This window comes from Planococcus sp. 107-1 (assembly GCF_021513255.1).
Taxonomy (GTDB): Bacteria; Bacillota; Bacilli; order Bacillales_A; family Planococcaceae; genus Planococcus.
In genome coordinates this window covers 3,239,809-3,254,575 of the sequence record NZ_CP090977.1, presented here as the reverse complement: position 1 = coordinate 3,254,575, position 14,767 = coordinate 3,239,809, and the positions used below count along the sequence as shown (strand labels likewise).

16 protein-coding genes, 1 tRNA gene and 2 pseudogenes are annotated in these 14,767 nt (G+C 44.7%); 12 read left to right on the top strand and 7 right to left on the bottom strand.

Annotated elements, in window-relative coordinates; all coding sequences use genetic code 11:
- Positions 1-450 precede the first annotated feature (450 nt).
- The 5 genes from L0M13_RS16940 (at position 451) to L0M13_RS16920 (ending at position 3,404) form a co-directional block, all read left to right on the top strand.
- Positions 451-867, top strand: a complete 417-nt coding sequence (locus L0M13_RS16940) for a hypothetical protein (protein ID WP_235197597.1) — start codon at positions 451-453, stop codon at positions 865-867.
- Positions 868-901: 34 nt separating this feature from the next.
- Positions 902-1,306: a GNAT family N-acetyltransferase gene (locus tag L0M13_RS16935; RefSeq protein WP_235197596.1), complete on the top strand. Its 405-nt coding sequence runs from the start codon at positions 902-904 to the stop codon at positions 1,304-1,306.
- Between the two features lie 219 nt (positions 1,307-1,525).
- Entirely contained in the window at positions 1,526-2,239 is a 714-nt protein-coding gene (locus L0M13_RS16930) for a protease-associated domain-containing protein (RefSeq protein WP_235197595.1), read from the top strand.
- Positions 2,240-2,267: 28 nt separating this feature from the next.
- Positions 2,268-2,597, top strand: coding sequence for a hypothetical protein (locus L0M13_RS16925; RefSeq protein ID WP_235197594.1), 330 nt, complete (start codon positions 2,268-2,270; stop codon positions 2,595-2,597).
- Between the two features lie 102 nt (positions 2,598-2,699).
- Complete coding sequence (locus L0M13_RS16920; RefSeq protein ID WP_235197593.1) at positions 2,700-3,404, top strand: aspartate/glutamate racemase family protein; 705 nt, start codon at positions 2,700-2,702, stop codon at positions 3,402-3,404.
- A 58-nt stretch (positions 3,405-3,462) separates the two neighbouring features.
- Here L0M13_RS16920 and L0M13_RS16915 read toward each other — a convergent pair whose 3' ends face one another.
- From L0M13_RS16915 to L0M13_RS16885, 7 genes are all read right to left on the bottom strand, one after another.
- Positions 3,463-4,080, bottom strand: coding sequence for a polysaccharide deacetylase family protein (locus tag L0M13_RS16915; RefSeq protein WP_235197592.1), 618 nt, complete (start codon positions 4,078-4,080; stop codon positions 3,463-3,465).
- A 41-nt stretch (positions 4,081-4,121) separates the two neighbouring features.
- Complete coding sequence (gene phnC, locus L0M13_RS16910) at positions 4,122-4,892, bottom strand: phosphonate ABC transporter ATP-binding protein (protein WP_235197591.1); 771 nt, start codon at positions 4,890-4,892, stop codon at positions 4,122-4,124.
- A 13-nt stretch (positions 4,893-4,905) separates the two neighbouring features.
- Positions 4,906-5,661 carry a phosphonate ABC transporter, permease protein PhnE gene (phnE, locus tag L0M13_RS16905; RefSeq protein ID WP_235197590.1) on the bottom strand — a complete coding sequence of 252 codons (756 nt, stop codon included), beginning with the start codon at positions 5,659-5,661 and terminating at the stop codon, positions 4,906-4,908.
- An 11-nt stretch (positions 5,662-5,672) separates the two neighbouring features.
- Positions 5,673-6,581: a phosphate/phosphite/phosphonate ABC transporter substrate-binding protein gene (phnD, locus tag L0M13_RS16900; RefSeq protein ID WP_235197589.1), complete on the bottom strand. Its 909-nt coding sequence runs from the start codon at positions 6,579-6,581 to the stop codon at positions 5,673-5,675.
- Between the two features lie 102 nt (positions 6,582-6,683).
- The gene (selD, locus tag L0M13_RS16895) at positions 6,684-7,733 is read right to left on the bottom strand and encodes a selenide, water dikinase SelD (RefSeq protein ID WP_235197588.1); all 1,050 of its coding nucleotides are present in this window, start codon (positions 7,731-7,733) and stop codon (positions 6,684-6,686) included.
- A gap of 22 nt (positions 7,734-7,755) precedes the next feature.
- Positions 7,756-8,751, bottom strand: a complete 996-nt coding sequence (locus L0M13_RS16890; protein WP_235197587.1) for a glycosyltransferase family 4 protein — start codon at positions 8,749-8,751, stop codon at positions 7,756-7,758.
- Between the two features lie 203 nt (positions 8,752-8,954).
- Positions 8,955-9,051: transfer RNA gene (locus tag L0M13_RS16885), tRNA-Sec, on the bottom strand.
- Between the two features lie 4 nt (positions 9,052-9,055).
- Here L0M13_RS16885 and selB point away from each other — a divergent pair.
- The 7 genes and pseudogenes from selB to L0M13_RS16860 all read left to right on the top strand — a co-directional run bounded on the left by selB (position 9,056) and on the right by L0M13_RS16860 (position 14,666).
- Positions 9,056-10,674: pseudogene (gene selB, locus L0M13_RS16880) on the top strand (selenocysteine-specific translation elongation factor).
- Positions 10,671-11,090, top strand: a complete 420-nt coding sequence (locus L0M13_RS18640; protein WP_311195586.1) for a SelB domain-containing protein — start codon at positions 10,671-10,673, stop codon at positions 11,088-11,090. Before selB ends, L0M13_RS18640 begins: the two are co-directional and overlap by 4 nt.
- 30 nt (positions 11,091-11,120) lie before the next feature.
- The gene (selA, locus tag L0M13_RS16875) at positions 11,121-12,524 is read left to right on the top strand and encodes an L-seryl-tRNA(Sec) selenium transferase (protein ID WP_235197586.1); all 1,404 of its coding nucleotides are present in this window, start codon (positions 11,121-11,123) and stop codon (positions 12,522-12,524) included.
- A 150-nt stretch (positions 12,525-12,674) separates the two neighbouring features.
- Positions 12,675-13,277 carry a TetR/AcrR family transcriptional regulator gene (locus tag L0M13_RS16870; RefSeq protein WP_235197585.1) on the top strand — a complete coding sequence of 201 codons (603 nt, stop codon included), beginning with the start codon at positions 12,675-12,677 and terminating at the stop codon, positions 13,275-13,277.
- 109 nt (positions 13,278-13,386) lie between these two features.
- Positions 13,387-13,971, top strand: a pseudogene (locus L0M13_RS16865) (SDR family NAD(P)-dependent oxidoreductase); the annotation flags it as partial.
- Positions 13,972-14,051: 80 nt separating this feature from the next.
- Entirely contained in the window at positions 14,052-14,171 is a 120-nt protein-coding gene (locus L0M13_RS18800) for an SDR family oxidoreductase (protein ID WP_397443550.1), read from the top strand.
- 141 nt (positions 14,172-14,312) lie between these two features.
- A complete protein-coding gene (locus tag L0M13_RS16860; protein ID WP_235197584.1) occupies positions 14,313-14,666 on the top strand; it encodes a hypothetical protein in 354 nt (117 codons plus the stop codon).
- Positions 14,667-14,767 lie beyond the last annotated feature (101 nt).

Here is a 14,767-nt window from a genome sequence, read left to right as displayed (position 1 = left end):
AAGTATAAATTGCTAGGACTAACGGCTTTACAAACTCTAAATTTTGTATTAGTCTGAAAGCAGCTAAAAAACATCAAGTTGTTGAGGATAAACAATTGGATAAAAGGGCAGGATGGAACAGACAATAGTGCTGTAAACAACGCCGCAAAGAATTACGTCAAATTCTTTTCGGTGTTTTTTTGCGTCTTTTATTAACTAAAAGGGGCTATGCGTATGACTTATTTCATTGATCATCGAAAAAAAGTATCCATCTCCAGAAGTTTGCCGGTGACCGTTGCGGATTTGTCGGAACCCCAGCTGCATTGAGAGAATTTACGGATTGTGTCAATTACATCAATCAATTACTCCAAGCGAAGCGGTACAAGAAATGCTGTTATTGTGAAACGTTTCATACAAGCTTAGAAGATGAAATGAATAGACGGTAAAAAGAATCAATAGGAGCTGATGGAAATGGACCGATTAGAGCAAATGGGCGAAAAAGTTGGAATGGTTATGAATGCAGAGATTGAATGGTTGGGCGAAGAATGCACAGTCAAAAAACAGCGGACATTAGAAATACGGGCAAGTAAGTCTTGCTTTTATTGCACATTGGATCTTGATATTTCTTTTCACCATTTGAGAGATGACGGTTCTGCTTTCAACAAAGCGGAGATTTATCTCTTGCCAGAAGAATACCCGGCATTTTTAAATCGATTAAGAAAGCATCAAATTCCGTTGCCGACTAATTACCGCCAGAAATTGGTTTCTAATCCGAATATTGTGTGTGTTTCTATGGAATCGAAAGAGCCCCCTGAATGTTTTGCTGAGCGTCTGGCGGCAGCTTTGGAAATTATTGATCAATTGGACGGACGAGTTTACATGAATTGACCACCAACAAGATCTACGAATCGAGGATGTGCTTATGTTAGTCAGATACAAGAAATCATGTGAAAAGATTGCTATGGGTTTACTGTCGTTCATGCCTCAGGAGAAAAATTTAACTAACTTACGCCACTCCATGCTTCGCTATGAAAAAAACCCGTCATGGCAATTGTATTTACTGAAAGTAAACGAAAGTTATGTCGGGCTGATCGGGATTGAAGTCGAAGAAGATTATTTCATTGTACACCACGTCTCGGTTCTGCCTTCGCATAGAGGAGAAGGATACGGTCTAATGATGGTGGATAAACTTCAGCAAATGATGTTGAAAAAAGAAATGAAAACCACTGATGAAACAGAAGAATTTCTTGCTAAATGCAGAAGTAAAAAGACGCATAGTAGAATTACTGGACTTGCACATACTGGATTAAACCATTCATATAAGTAAACGAAAAGACGGGTGGCAGATTGGGCCATCCGTCTTTTTATCATTTACCAGTTTGTAAAATCTAAATATTCTAAATTTTATTGTATTTTAGTAAAATTCCATTTATACTTAAAAAAATTCCATACCGAAATAACCTTTCAAAATATTTACAAAAAAACTGCATGTTTAATGAAGTGTCTGATTCTGCTGGAGACGGCTTACAAGGAAAGGGGAATGACCATGGAGCGGATTGAAAGAGAGCTGCTGGAAGCAATTTCTGAAAATCAACTGCAATCATTTAAGAACCAGTTTATCAAAGAAACGAGTTTTCCTGTTGCAAAAAAGGAGCTTCGCAGTTTCCAATATGCCAAAGAAGTGCTTGAAATTCTAGGCGTAGAAGCGAAATTGAGTTTCCATGACAGCTTTATCAGTTTACCAATCCACGCCCGTTTATCCTTTCATGGCGAAGAATTTCTTTGTTCGGCACATTCGATGTCAACTTCTACGGGGGAAATCGGATTAAACGGTAAGCTTCGCTACGTTACATGCTGGCAAGAAAACATTGCACCTTCAAAAGAGATTTTCGTAACTGAAGGAATGGTATCTTCAGAAATTGTCAAGATGGCTGAAAAGGCAGGAGCCAAAGCAATTGTTTTCATTGAAGGCGAATCGGTTCGGGAAGCCTTATCTCTAAAAAGCGAAAAGGCTAAAGTCGACTTTGCCCAAAAATACTTTGCAAGCATCCCTGTTCTGGCTATGAGCGAGAAAGAAGGAGAGAAATTGAAGAACAGCTGGTCTGCAGCTCCAGAAGAAGCGTGCTGTTGGCTAATGACCGAAGTTGAAACGGGCTGGCGGGGAAATTCCAACGCTGACAGCCGGAATCAGGAGCCAAGCTTCCCAGGACTTCATCCAAGTCAGCAGCACCATCGATTCTGCAGAAAGTGCTGGAACTAATGCTGTACTATTAGAAATGGCACGTGTTTTGTCATTACAGAACCTCTTCTTGGATAAATCGGTCCGTCTGCTCTTTTTATCCAAGCACTATCAGGCTTCATGGGAAGAGCAGCAAAGTGAATGCTTGCTTCATCTTCATTTGGATGCCAGACATCACGAAGGCTTCGAGCTGAGAAAAGGGGGCCTCCCTGCAACTGTGAGGGCTTCGATTCAAGCAGACCGAAGTAACCGAAAAACGGAAGCGGAAGATTTAAGAGCAGATTGTCTGCAATATATGGCCATCCTTTTCGAAGCTTGTACAAGTCAACCACCGTTTGCGATAGAAACGGACGAAGAAGGATTTAAACAAGCGAAATAATAGGGAGAGGAAGAATTTTATCATTCTTCCTCTATTTTATTGCAGCCAAACGGGTATACACCAAGAGAGTGGGTTCTAGCCGACAGGAGGAGGGGATTTGACATGAAGACTTTAGGATTGATCGGAGGCACTGGCCCAGAGTCGACCGTTGAATATTACCAGGCGATTATTTCGAAATTCCAGAAAAAATCCGGGGATTCGGAAAGTTTGCCTGAGTTTCTGATTAATAGCATCAATATGTATAAAATTTTCGAGCTGTTGGAAAATGGCAAAACGAATGAATTGATCGATTACTTAGTAGGGGCAGTGCATCGATTAGAAAAAGCAGGTGCCGACTTTGCTGTTCTCGCAGCAAATACGCCTCATATCGTTTTTGGCCAAGTTCAGGAGAAAGTGGGTATTCCGCTGATCAGCATTGTAGAAGAAACGGCAGAAAAGGTGCGTCAGCTTAATATTAAAAAAGTAGGGCTGCTTGGAACAAAGTTCACGATGGAGAATGACTTTTTCCTTCATCCTTTTGAAAAGAGCCTCATCGAAGTGCAGATGCCGAATGAAGAAGAGCAACAGTATCTCCATGAGAAAATCGTCAAGGAATTGGAGAAAGGCATTGTTAAGCCGGATACGAAAGAGCGGTTCCTGGACATCATTTCTAAGATGGAAAAGCGCAACGGGATTGAAGGGATTATTCTTGGCTGCACCGAATTGCCGATGATCATCAAGCCGGAAGATACAAAGATGCATCAGCTGAACACCACTGACATCCACGTGGACGCAATTGTTGCCGCCATTTTGGAAATGAACAAATAAAGAGGCCTGGAACTTTGAAAAACACAAAGTTCCAGGCCTCTTCGGTTGAAGAAATCCATTAAGCATCCAATGATTTGAACGTATAGCCTTGCTCGCGTATGGCTTGGATCAATTTTGGCAGCATCTGAACGGTATGCTGAAGTTCATGGAGCAGAATAATCGCACCGTCCTCTAAATTGTCAACAACAGTGGTCACTAGATTTTCGGGATTCTTTTGTAGCTCCCAGTCCATCGAAGCCACTCGCCACATAACGGTTTTTAAATTCAATTCGCGTGCGGCCTTTAAGGTATCATCATTGAATTGACCGAAAGGAGGACGGAAATAAATAGGTTTTGCTCCAGTGATTTCACTGATTTTTGATAGGCTGTTTCGGATATCACGGTACTGTTCCTCGTAGGAAAGAGCCGTCAGGTTTTTATGCTTTACCGTATGCGTTCCAATTAAATGGCCTTCATCCAAAACTCTTTTCCACGGACGTTCCGGGTGGAGAAGGCGTGTCTGCCAAAAGAACGCAGCGGGAACATTTTCTTGTTTTAAGATATCCAGAATTTCCGGCAACACCCGGCTCGGGCCATCGTCAAACGTGAGGGCGACCGATTTTACAGCTGGATCAGGTTTTAGGCTAGTTACAATTTCCGGGTTGGAAGAGCCGTACACGACTCTGGTGTAATCCACTGCTCAAGGGCTTTTAATCATCCAAAAAACTCCTTTTGATGTCAGATTTCGGCGCCAAAGTATGCATCTGCCGATTGGGATTCGTAAGTTTCCTGGTACTCGGCTTCCTTGAAATCTTTCGGAAGCCCATCAAAAATCACTTTTCCGTCTTTTAATGCCACAATACGTGTCGCGTAGCGCTTGGCCAGTTCAATGTCGTGGACATTAATAATGGTCAACAGTCCAAGGCGTTCATGCATTTCTTTCAATAGCGTAAAGATGCGGTCAGATGTTCCGGGATCTAGACTTGCGACCGGTTCATCGCCGAGCAAAACACGCGGCTGCTGGACAAGTGCCCGTGCAATGCCGACGCGCTGTTTTTGGCCGCCGCTTAGATTTTCAATCCGTCGAGTGGCCATTTCAGCTAATCCGACTTCGGCAATGACGCTTCTAGCCCGCTTTAATTCTTCAGCCGTAAACATGCCGAAAAGATTTTTAAAAGAATTGCGGTAGCCGAATGTTCCCGTCATGACATTTTGCAAAACGCTGAGACGGGGAATCAAATTGAAATGCTGAAAAATCATTCCCATTTCCCGGCGTATTTTCCGCAGATCTTCTTCTTTTGCATAAGTGATCGTTTTTCCGTCCAGGAGAATTTCTCCGCCGGTCGGTTTTTGCAAACCGTTGATGCAGCGGATAAAAGTCGATTTCCCGGCACCGCTTTTTCCGAGTACGCAGATAAAATCTCCTTTTTGAAGAGAAAGATTCACATCTGAAAGCGACTCTTCGGTATTTCCGGCATAAAGCACCGATAAATTCTTTATTTCAATCATGATTCTGCCTCCTTCATATAATCCGCTTCCGGATGGAGCTGGCCAAGAAGTCGATGATAATAACCATAATCATGATGATCAGCACATCAAGTGAAACGGAAGAGTATTGGAAGGTCTTGAAATCATTGAACAGCCGCTGTCCGATTCCGCCGCCGCCGATAAATCCGAGAATCAGGGAAGTGCGGATGGCCACTTCGAAGCGATAGAAAAATTGAGACAGCACATTCGGCCAAATTTGCGGCAAAATGCTGAAAAGATTCGCCACCCAAGTTTTCGAGCCGACTGCTTTCATCGCTTCTTGCGGACCAGGATCGGCAGCTTCGATCAATTCCGAAATCAGTTTTCCGAATACGCCGATATTGTGGAACATAATCGCGATAACGGCAGGGAATGGTCCAAGGCCTAAAGTGGTCAGCAAAATCAACCCGAACACAATTTCCGGAATCGAGCGTACAAAGCTCAGCGCAATTCGCGAAAATTGGAAAAGAATCGGTGAAGGCGACGTGTTGCGTGCAGCCAAGAAGCTGATCGGCAAGGCAATAATCAAACCAAAGACACTCCCGAGGAACGCCATTGCCAAGGTTTCAAGCGTATCCTGCACCATATTCGGAAGCAAAGAGAAGTCCATCGGGAACCATTGCGACAAGAAGTCGATCATATTGCGGAAATCCTTGAATTTCGACAAATCGAATTCCGTCAGCCGCATGCTGAAGAACACCAGTAAGATCAGTATAGCTAATGTAAGGAAATTGCTTTTTTTAAACCACACACGGATCAACTCTATTCTTTAATGATTCCCTGCTGAATTGCTGCCTGTTTAATGCTTTCATAATCTTCGTTTGAAGCTTCAGTAAACCCGCTTGCTCCGAATGCACCTAAAATTTCAGGGTCTTCGATAGCCAAGAAAGTTTCCTGTAAAGTCTTGATCGTTTCCTCGTCTGTGCTTTCAAGGACTGCCCAAGGGTATTGGAACAATTCCTCAGATTGCCAGATCGTTTTAAACTGTTCGCCATCCACTTTGCCGGATTCGACCAGCTGATCATAAATGGCGCTGTCAATCGCGGCTGCATCGACTTGTTTATTCTGGACAGCTAATGCTGTAGCATCGTGTGATCCTGTAAAGCGCACTGAAGCGAAATCATGCTCATCTTCTGATTTATAGACACCCTGGTCCTGCAATTCAATCATCGGGATCAATGCACCTGAAGTTGAGTTCGGGTCACCAAACGCAAAATTCGTTTCCCCTGCATTTGCCACCAAATCTTCCATGGAAGTCAACGGGCTGTCTTTATGCGTAATGATGTAAGAATGGTAATAAGGCTTCCCATCGATCAATTGCGTGATAATCGCTTTTGCGTTGCTGCTTGCTTCAGCGATAACGTAAGTGAGAGGCCCTAAATAAGCCATATCGATTTGATCGTAATTCATCGCTTCTACAACGCCGTTATAGTCTGGATAGACCTCAATAGAAACTTCGCGGTCAAGCTCTTCGCTCAAAAGCGTTTGAAGCTTTGTCATGGCCGTATCCATTTCGCCTTCAGTTTGAACGGGAATAACGCCGATCGTAAAGGCGTCTTTCGCTTCTTCTTTATTGCCGGACTCTGAACTTTCATCTTCTGAAGCATTGCCGCAGGCTGACAATATCAATGCCAAAACCAACGCGAATGCCAATAAATTCCACTTTTTCAACTTGCACACCTCATTTTTAGTATGGTTCCATTAAATCGGAAAACAAGGGCTCATGTAGAGCCCTTGTGGGTTAATAGATTATTCCCTATAGATCTTCGAAAATTAAATGACGCGGATTCTTCCGGCATTTTCGCTTGTCACTTCTCCAACAATAGAAGATTGGACATTACGTTCCAACAAGTCGCGCTGCAGCGCATCCGCTTCATCAGCAGGAACAGAAATCAAGAGGCCGCCCGAGGTAACAGCATCGCAAAGGATCAATTGATCGAGTTTGCTGATATCGCTGCTGTAATCGATGTCGTCCGCTAGCCAACTATGATTCTTGTAAGTGCCGCCAGGAATCACGTGCTTCTCAGCAAGTTCTCTTGCTTTGGACAAGACTGGAACGTCTTTATTGGAAATCGTGACACCGACGTTTCCGCCTTTTGCGATTTCCATGGTGTGTCCAAGGAGTCCGAAACCAGTAATATCGGTACAAGCGTTGACCTGGTAATTCTCCATCGCTTCTGCCGCATCCTTGTTCAAAGCAGCCATAACATTCATGACTTCTTCCAAATCTTCTTTTTCCAAAATATCCTGTTTGATAGCCGTGGTTAAGATGCCGACACCAATCGGTTTCGTCAAAATCAAACGGTCGCCCGGTTTTGCGCCCGCATTCGAACGGATGCGCTCTGGATGGATCGTGCCTGTGACTGAAAGGCCAAACTTCGGTTCCTTATCGTCGATGGAGTGGCCGCCGACCAAAGTAGCGCCGGATTCTTTCACTTTATCGGAAGCACCGGCTAAAATATCTGCCAAGATGCTTTTATCCAAGGTATTGATAGGGAAAGCAACGATATTCATGACCGTCAGCGGTTTTCCGCCCATGGCATAAACGTCGCTCAATGAATTTGCGGCACCGATTTGCCCGAACATATAAGGATCGTCGACAATCGGTGTGAAAAAGTCCAAAGTCTGCACAAGTGCGACTTCGTCGTTGATTTTGTAGACACCGGCATCATCAGCTGTATCTAAGCCGACAAGCAGATTAGGGTCTTGCACATTTCTCGGTAAATGGCGCAGAACCTGCGCCAGGTCCTCAGGACCAATTTTGCAGCCTCAGCCGCCTTTAGTTGATAAAGTCGTTAAACGTACGTTTTCTTTTTCAGCCATTTGTATTCTCTCCTTTAATAAGTCAATTTAAAATCTTTTTGTAAATTTCGAGAAACTTTTCCGCCTCGTTCTGGCCAGAATGCTGTTCAGCAATCCGCTTTTTGGCATTCATCCCGACATTTTGCCTTAGTTCGCTATTTTCCATCAATCGCCTTGCATGCGCTAGAAATTCAGATTTGTTCTTGTAAAGCAAACCTGTTTCTAAATGGGACACAATGCCATTGTTGCCTTGGACGTCGGAAACCAATACAGCGCACCCATAACCCATCGCTTCTAAAATCGCAGCAGGCTGGCCTTCAGCAAGGGAAGTGTTGAGCAGAACGTCTGCCTGTTCGTAAAGGGACCCCATAGAAGAATGGGGAAGCTGGCCAAGGTAAGAAACCCAGCCGCTGTGTTTCTGTACAAGTCCCAAAACAGTTTTGCCCTCGTCCTCTTCAAGGACCGGGCCCGCAATCCATAGCCGGATCTCCGGCTTCAATTTATGAAGTTCTGCCAGCATTTCAATCGCTGCCGGTACATTTTTCACTTTGCGGATGCCTGCCGGAAGAATGAAGAGAAAAGTACCCGGCTCTTTCAATGCAGGAGCATCCGAATCCGAAAAAACACTATTGCCTTGAGCGATGACCGAAATCTTCTCGGCGATTTCAGGTAATTCTTCTACTAGTATGCCCGCAGCCTGAGCATCAAAAACATGCACAGCCGAAGCGCCTCTTAAAGAAGAAAGGACATCATTCCGCTTATCCTTATCGAATAAGTCGAGGTTCAGATCAGTTCCGGTCAAAGTGACGACATATCTTTTGGGCGGAGCTGCTAATTTCTTCATAAACTGATAAAACTGGTAGGCATGGAATCCATGCACAAGATCAGCTTCGGGAAGCGACTGTGCAGAACGGTCATCGGTTGTAGAGATGATCACTGATTCAACCCCGAGCTTCTGCAGATTATCGGAAATTCGCTGGACGGTTACCGTATTTCCACGGGGCTGAGGAAAATTAGGTGAAGCTAAAATAATTTTCATGCTTTTCAGTCCTTCATCTACTCAAATTCGAGCATGGTTGAGGAAATACAGAATAGAAATTCCTCTTCCAATTATCATGAATTCATGCTTATTTGTCACTTTTAATGCTTTAGTGCACTGAAAAGGAAAAGTTTTAAGTATGCCAAGCAGATTCAAAATAAAAAATAAAAAACCGCCCGCAGGCGGTTTCCACTAACTATGTATGGCGGGATTGTGTGGGAATCGAACCCACCGAGCCTGGCACGCAGGCCCCTCAGGGTTTTGAAGACCCAGGAAGACACCAGTCACCCATCCAACCCCATAGATGAACCTGTTTCAGTTTATAACGAAAAAACGAGGAGTGCAACAAAGCGGATTTCTACGTGAATTCCTTTCCTTGAATACGCACTCGCCAAAGCTTAAAGTAAAGATACGAATCAATCAGAGAAAGTGTGTGAAGGCAATGGCCGAAACTTATTATACGATCGGAATGGCAGGGCATATTGACCACGGGAAGACCACGTTGACGAAAGCCCTGACAAACGTTGATACGGACCGATTGAAAGAGGAAAAAGAGCGGGCATTTCCATCGAACCAGGCTATGCGCCGCTCCAAACGGAAGATGGCACCCATGTTTCGATTGTCGATGTGCCTGGGCATGAAAAATTCATCCGTCAAATGATTGCAGGCGTCGCAGGCATCGACTTGGTTGTTCTGGTCGTGGCAGCGGATGAAGGCGTGATGCCGCAGACGGAAGAACACCTTGAAATTCTTCAATTCCTCGGCATCAAGCGCTGCATTGTAGCGATTTCGAAAATCGACCGGGTCGATGAAGTCATGCTCGAACTTGTTGAAGAGGACATTCGGGACCGGTTAGCGGGCACCATTTTTGATGAAGCCCCCTATGTCTTAGTCGACAGCTTGTCTGGGAAAGGCATCGAGGATTTGAAAGGGGCCATTTCCGAGGAATTAAAACAAGTGCAGCTTCGTGACGCATACGGATCTTTCCGTTTGCCGATTGACCAGGTTTTTTCGGTTCAAGGCCAAGGGACCGTAGTCAGAGGCACGATTTATGAAGGCGCCGTCCAAAAGGGAAGCCAGTTGACTGTTCTGCCAAAAGGCGCGAGTGTAAAAGCGCGCCAAATTCAAGTTCATAATGAAGAGCAGGAGTTTGCGCGTGCCGGCCAGCGCACGGCGATTAATCTCGGCGGGATTGAAAAAGATGAAATTTTGCGCGGAGACGTACTCGTATCATCCGAACACTTTCTTGTGACGGACACGCTTGATATTGCGTTAGAACTCGTGGATAGCCCATTTGTTCCATTAAAGCAGCGGGCTCCGGTCAAAATTCATACGGGAACCTCGGAAGTGATGGGCAAAATCGTCTTTTTCGACCGCAATGAACTCGCGCAAAGCGAAAGCGAAGTGCTGTGCCAAATCCGGCTTGACGAAGAAATCGTGGTGCGCCGCGGCGACCGGTTCATCTTGCGCCGGCCGACACCGGTCGAAACGCTTGGCGGAGGTTGGATAATTCAGCCGAAAGGCGGCAAATACCGTTTCGGGGAAGAGACGATCGCGATGCTGCAGAAGATAAAAGAAGGGACGCCGGAAGATCTTTTAGCCGATGTGCTGCAAAAATACGTCGTACTGGATTTCAAAGAACTGATCCAGCAAACATCCCTTGATGAATCTGTGCTGAAAGATACGGTCAACGAGCTCTTAGCTAATGGTACAGTGCTTGAAATCGGAAATCAGCGATATAGCCTGCTTAAATCTTTTATCAAATTAGCCGATGAATTAACAGAACGGTTAAATCATTTCCATGAAATGCATCCGATGAGGCAGGGACAAGGGAAAGCGGAGCTTGTTCAGGCATTCAGCACTGTTTATCCGAAGTTGTTTATTGAATACACATTGGATAAAATGGCGGAGAAGGCGCATTGAAAAAAGCGGACCAGTTTATCGCACTCGGTTCATTTATGCCGCATCTTCCAAAACAGTGGAAAACGCGGATGGAACAGATGATTGCAGCGCTCCAAAAAGATGGACTCCAAGCAGAAAAATGGGACAGTTATTCAGCCGGCTCACCTGTGCCGAAACAGGAATTGCTGGATCTGACATTTTATCTTCTTCAGACAGGGAAGGCTTATCGCCTGACAGAAGAGGTTTTGATCCATCATTCAGCTTTGGATTATTCCATAGCTAAGCTGAAAGAGGCGACAGGTGGAGCCTTCAATCTAAAACAAGCAAAAGACGTTCTTGGCGTTTCAAGAAAATACTTAATCCCGTTTTTAGAATTGCTGGATGAATTGAAAATAACAGTCCGAACAGATGAACAGAGAAAATGGACTGAATCATAGAAAAAAGTTATTGGGAAATGAGGAAATAGGATGAGAGATTATCTTCGTGAAATTCCGCCGGTCCATGAATTGCAGAAAGACGAACGGTTTGCCGGGTTGATAGCCGAATACGAGCTGACTGCAGGACAGGCGACGAAATTCATCCAACAGGAAGTCCAGGCACTGCGTGAACGGCTGCTTTACGGCAAATTGCCTTACGAACCTGAAAACCAGGACTTTCCGGAACTGATCTTTGGCAATGCTGAAAGAAAAGCCGCGAAGTGGAATGAGGACCGGCTGATGAGAGTCATCAACGGGACGGGTACGGTCCTTCATACGAATTTAGGGCGTTCGAAACTGAGTGAACGGGCAGTAGAACATGTCGCAAGGACAGCCAGACATTATTCGAATTTGGAATATCAAGTGGCAGACGGAAAAAGAGGGTCACGCCACGACATTATCGAGGAATTATTGAAAGAAGCGACCGGAGCGGAAGCGGCGATGGTCGTGAACAATAACGCAGCGGCAGTGTTTTTGGTGCTGTCTGCCCTGGCAAAGGGCCGTGAAGTGATTGTTTCCAGAGGGCAATTAGTCGAAATCGGCGGCTCTTTCCGCGTATCTTCCATCATGGAGGAAAGCGGAGCGCATTTGGTCGAAGTCGGCACCACGAATAAAACACATCGAGCCGATTACGAGAATGCGTTATCGGAAGAAACCGCGATGGTGATGAAAGTCCATACCAGCAATTTTAAAATGATCGGCTTTACCGAAAATGTAGAAACTCAGGCGCTTGTGGAATTAAAAAACAATAACGATGGGTTGGTGTTCTACGAAGATTTGGGGAGCGGGGCTTTATATGATTTCAAAAAGCACGGAATCGGAGATGAGCCGCTAGTCAAAGAAGTGATCCAAGCGGGAGTGGACTTGGTGTCATTCAGCGGAGACAAATTGCTTGGAGGACCGCAGGCCGGCATTATTGCAGGGAAAAAGGAATTGATCGACCGATTAAAAAAACATCAACTGGCGCGCGTTTTAAGAGTGGATAAAATGAGTTTTGCTGCTTTGGAAGAAACAGTGAAAGCGTATCTATCCGGCGAAATGAAGACCCGCGAACTTCCGACGGTCCGGGATATCATGAAACCTTACGAGAAAATCCAAAAACAAACTGAAGATTTTGCAGCTGAAATGGCGCTCCAGGCAGACACATTCCAAATCGATATTAGAGAAAGTGTTTCGCAAATAGGCGGAGGCACGATGCCCGGCGTAGAATTGCCGACTTGCATCGCGGCTATATCCCACGCGCGCTATTCCGCCGAGCAGCTTTCCAAAAAAATGCGAAATGCCCGCCCACCGGTCATTGCCCGGATTGAAGATGAAAAAGTCTGCCTCGATTTCCGTACGATCGATTCGGCGGAGATGTTGGAGATTGTTGAAGGTCTGCAGAAAATTAAATGATCGCATACAAAAAGAGAGCAGTGCCTATTTTGGCTTGCTCTTGTTTTAAATGACAGCGCTGGAAATAAGATAGAGAGTTCAGTTGCTAAATCCATTTGCTGATAAACTGGTACAGAATGAATCACTAGGTAAACGAGGCGGAGGTTGCTAATGATGGACGAGAATATGCCTATTGTCGACGGCAAAGAATACCAGGGCCATTCTGCAAAAAATAAGTTAATCAAGGGGTTTCGTGAGCTGGTCGTAAAGAAAAGCTTTGAAAAACTGACTGTATCACAAATCTGTGAAACAGCTCAAGTATCGCGAAAAACTTTTTATAGTTATTTTAAAGATAAAAATGATGTGATCGAACACATCCTATTAAAGAGCCTCATTCAGCCTTTTGAAGAATTGAGAAAGCTCTATGCAGCACATGACGACTTGCCGGTTGCGTTGATGATGGAATGGCTGTATCGGCAAGTTTATGAAGACCGGGACTTTTATGCGGGCATCAGCAGCTTTACCGGACAAAATTCACTTCAAGAATTTATTTTGAAGCATAATATTGAAATGCTGAGCCAATCTTTGGCATCCATCGATATGCCGCAGGAAGATAAAGAATACACCGTTTACTTTTATGCGGCATCGCATACTATGTTGTTGATTAAGTGGATCCGCGATGGCATGGTCGTCTCTCCTAAAAAAATGGCGAGCTATTATGAAAAATGGACAATTCCAGTTTGGCGGGATATATCACAAAATAAGAAAAGGTGACATTTTTATCGGAATGTCACCTTTGGTGTAACGGATGAGCTGCTTTGAGACTGCTTTCCAGAGAACGCTTTCATTATACTGGAACTAACAAAATGAAGGAGTGATTTGGATGCAATTAGAAGGGAAGCGCATTATCGTGACTGGCGGAGCTAGCGGTATCGGAGCAGGAACTGTCAAAGCCTACGTACGTGAAGGAGCTCTTGTAGCTGTTTTAGATATAGCGGATGAGCGGGGACAAGAAATTGTGAGAGAGGCAAACGAAGCGGGTCCAGGAAAAGCGACCTATTACCATTGCAATATTGGAAATGCAGAAGAAGTATTTTCTGTATTTGATCAAGCAGCGAAGGAAATGGGAGGCCTTGATGTCTTAGCCCACGTAGCAGGGATTGAATCTTTGAAACCGGCTGAAAATTATACGCCGGAAGACATGGACTTTGTATGGGGAATAAATATCAATGGTACAATCTATGCCAACCAAGCAGCTTGTAAAATTATGAAAACACAAGAAGGAGAAGGTGCTATCATCAACTTCTCATCTGATGTTGCATTAGCAGGCCAGCCAAACGGTGCTTTATATGCAGCGGCAAAAGGGGCTGTCCTCTCTTGGACACGTTCAATTGCTAATGAATGGGCGATAAAATATGACATTCGCAGCAATTGTGTAAACCCTACAATGAAGACCCCAATGTATCAGGAATACTTGGATCATTTAGAGGAAGAAGAGCGTGCGAAGTTTCTTGCTGCTGAAAAAATGAAAGTTCCGATGCGGGGGAAATGGGTGATGTTGACCGTGACATGGCTCCAGTCATGGTTTTCTTGGCATCTGATGCTTCAGGTTACATCAACGGACAGATTATTGCCGTTAATGGTGGCCGTAATATGCTTCGCGGATAAGAATAACTCCCATCTGTTTAATACAGATGGGAGTTATTCTATTAGGAGGAAAGCTGATGCCGAAGTCTGCAATAAGGGGACTGGAAAGTTATACTCAAAGTAAGAAGCTTGTATACAATAAATAAATGAGGAGCTGAACTTATGGTAGCCAAACAAAAACAAATAGAAGTCTTGCTTTATGGAAATCCGTATCAATTCGCTTGTGAAACACTGGGCGTTGACAATATGGAGCACAGCAAATACAGCGAAGTTTTCACAGTCAGCAAAGAAGAAGTGCTCGCATACACCGCTGTGCATGGCCTTCCGCTTAGTAAGATGAAAGGCAAGGAGGACCGGGTCGAAGGGTTCTATGCTTATAAGGAGAACGGAAAGTGGATCACATTCTTCAGAGAGCGGGGACAAATCTATAGTAAAAAGAACTTCGAAGACGATAGACTTGCCCATCACTACATTGTGGAGACTTGGCTGAAGCTCGGCGGGACGGGATTGTACTAAGTGATTCAGCGGAATCTTAAGAGGTGCAGATGCCATTATAATCGGCAAAAAAGCAGGAACCCAGCTCTATGCTGAATCCCTGCTTTTTCAATGTGTCGATT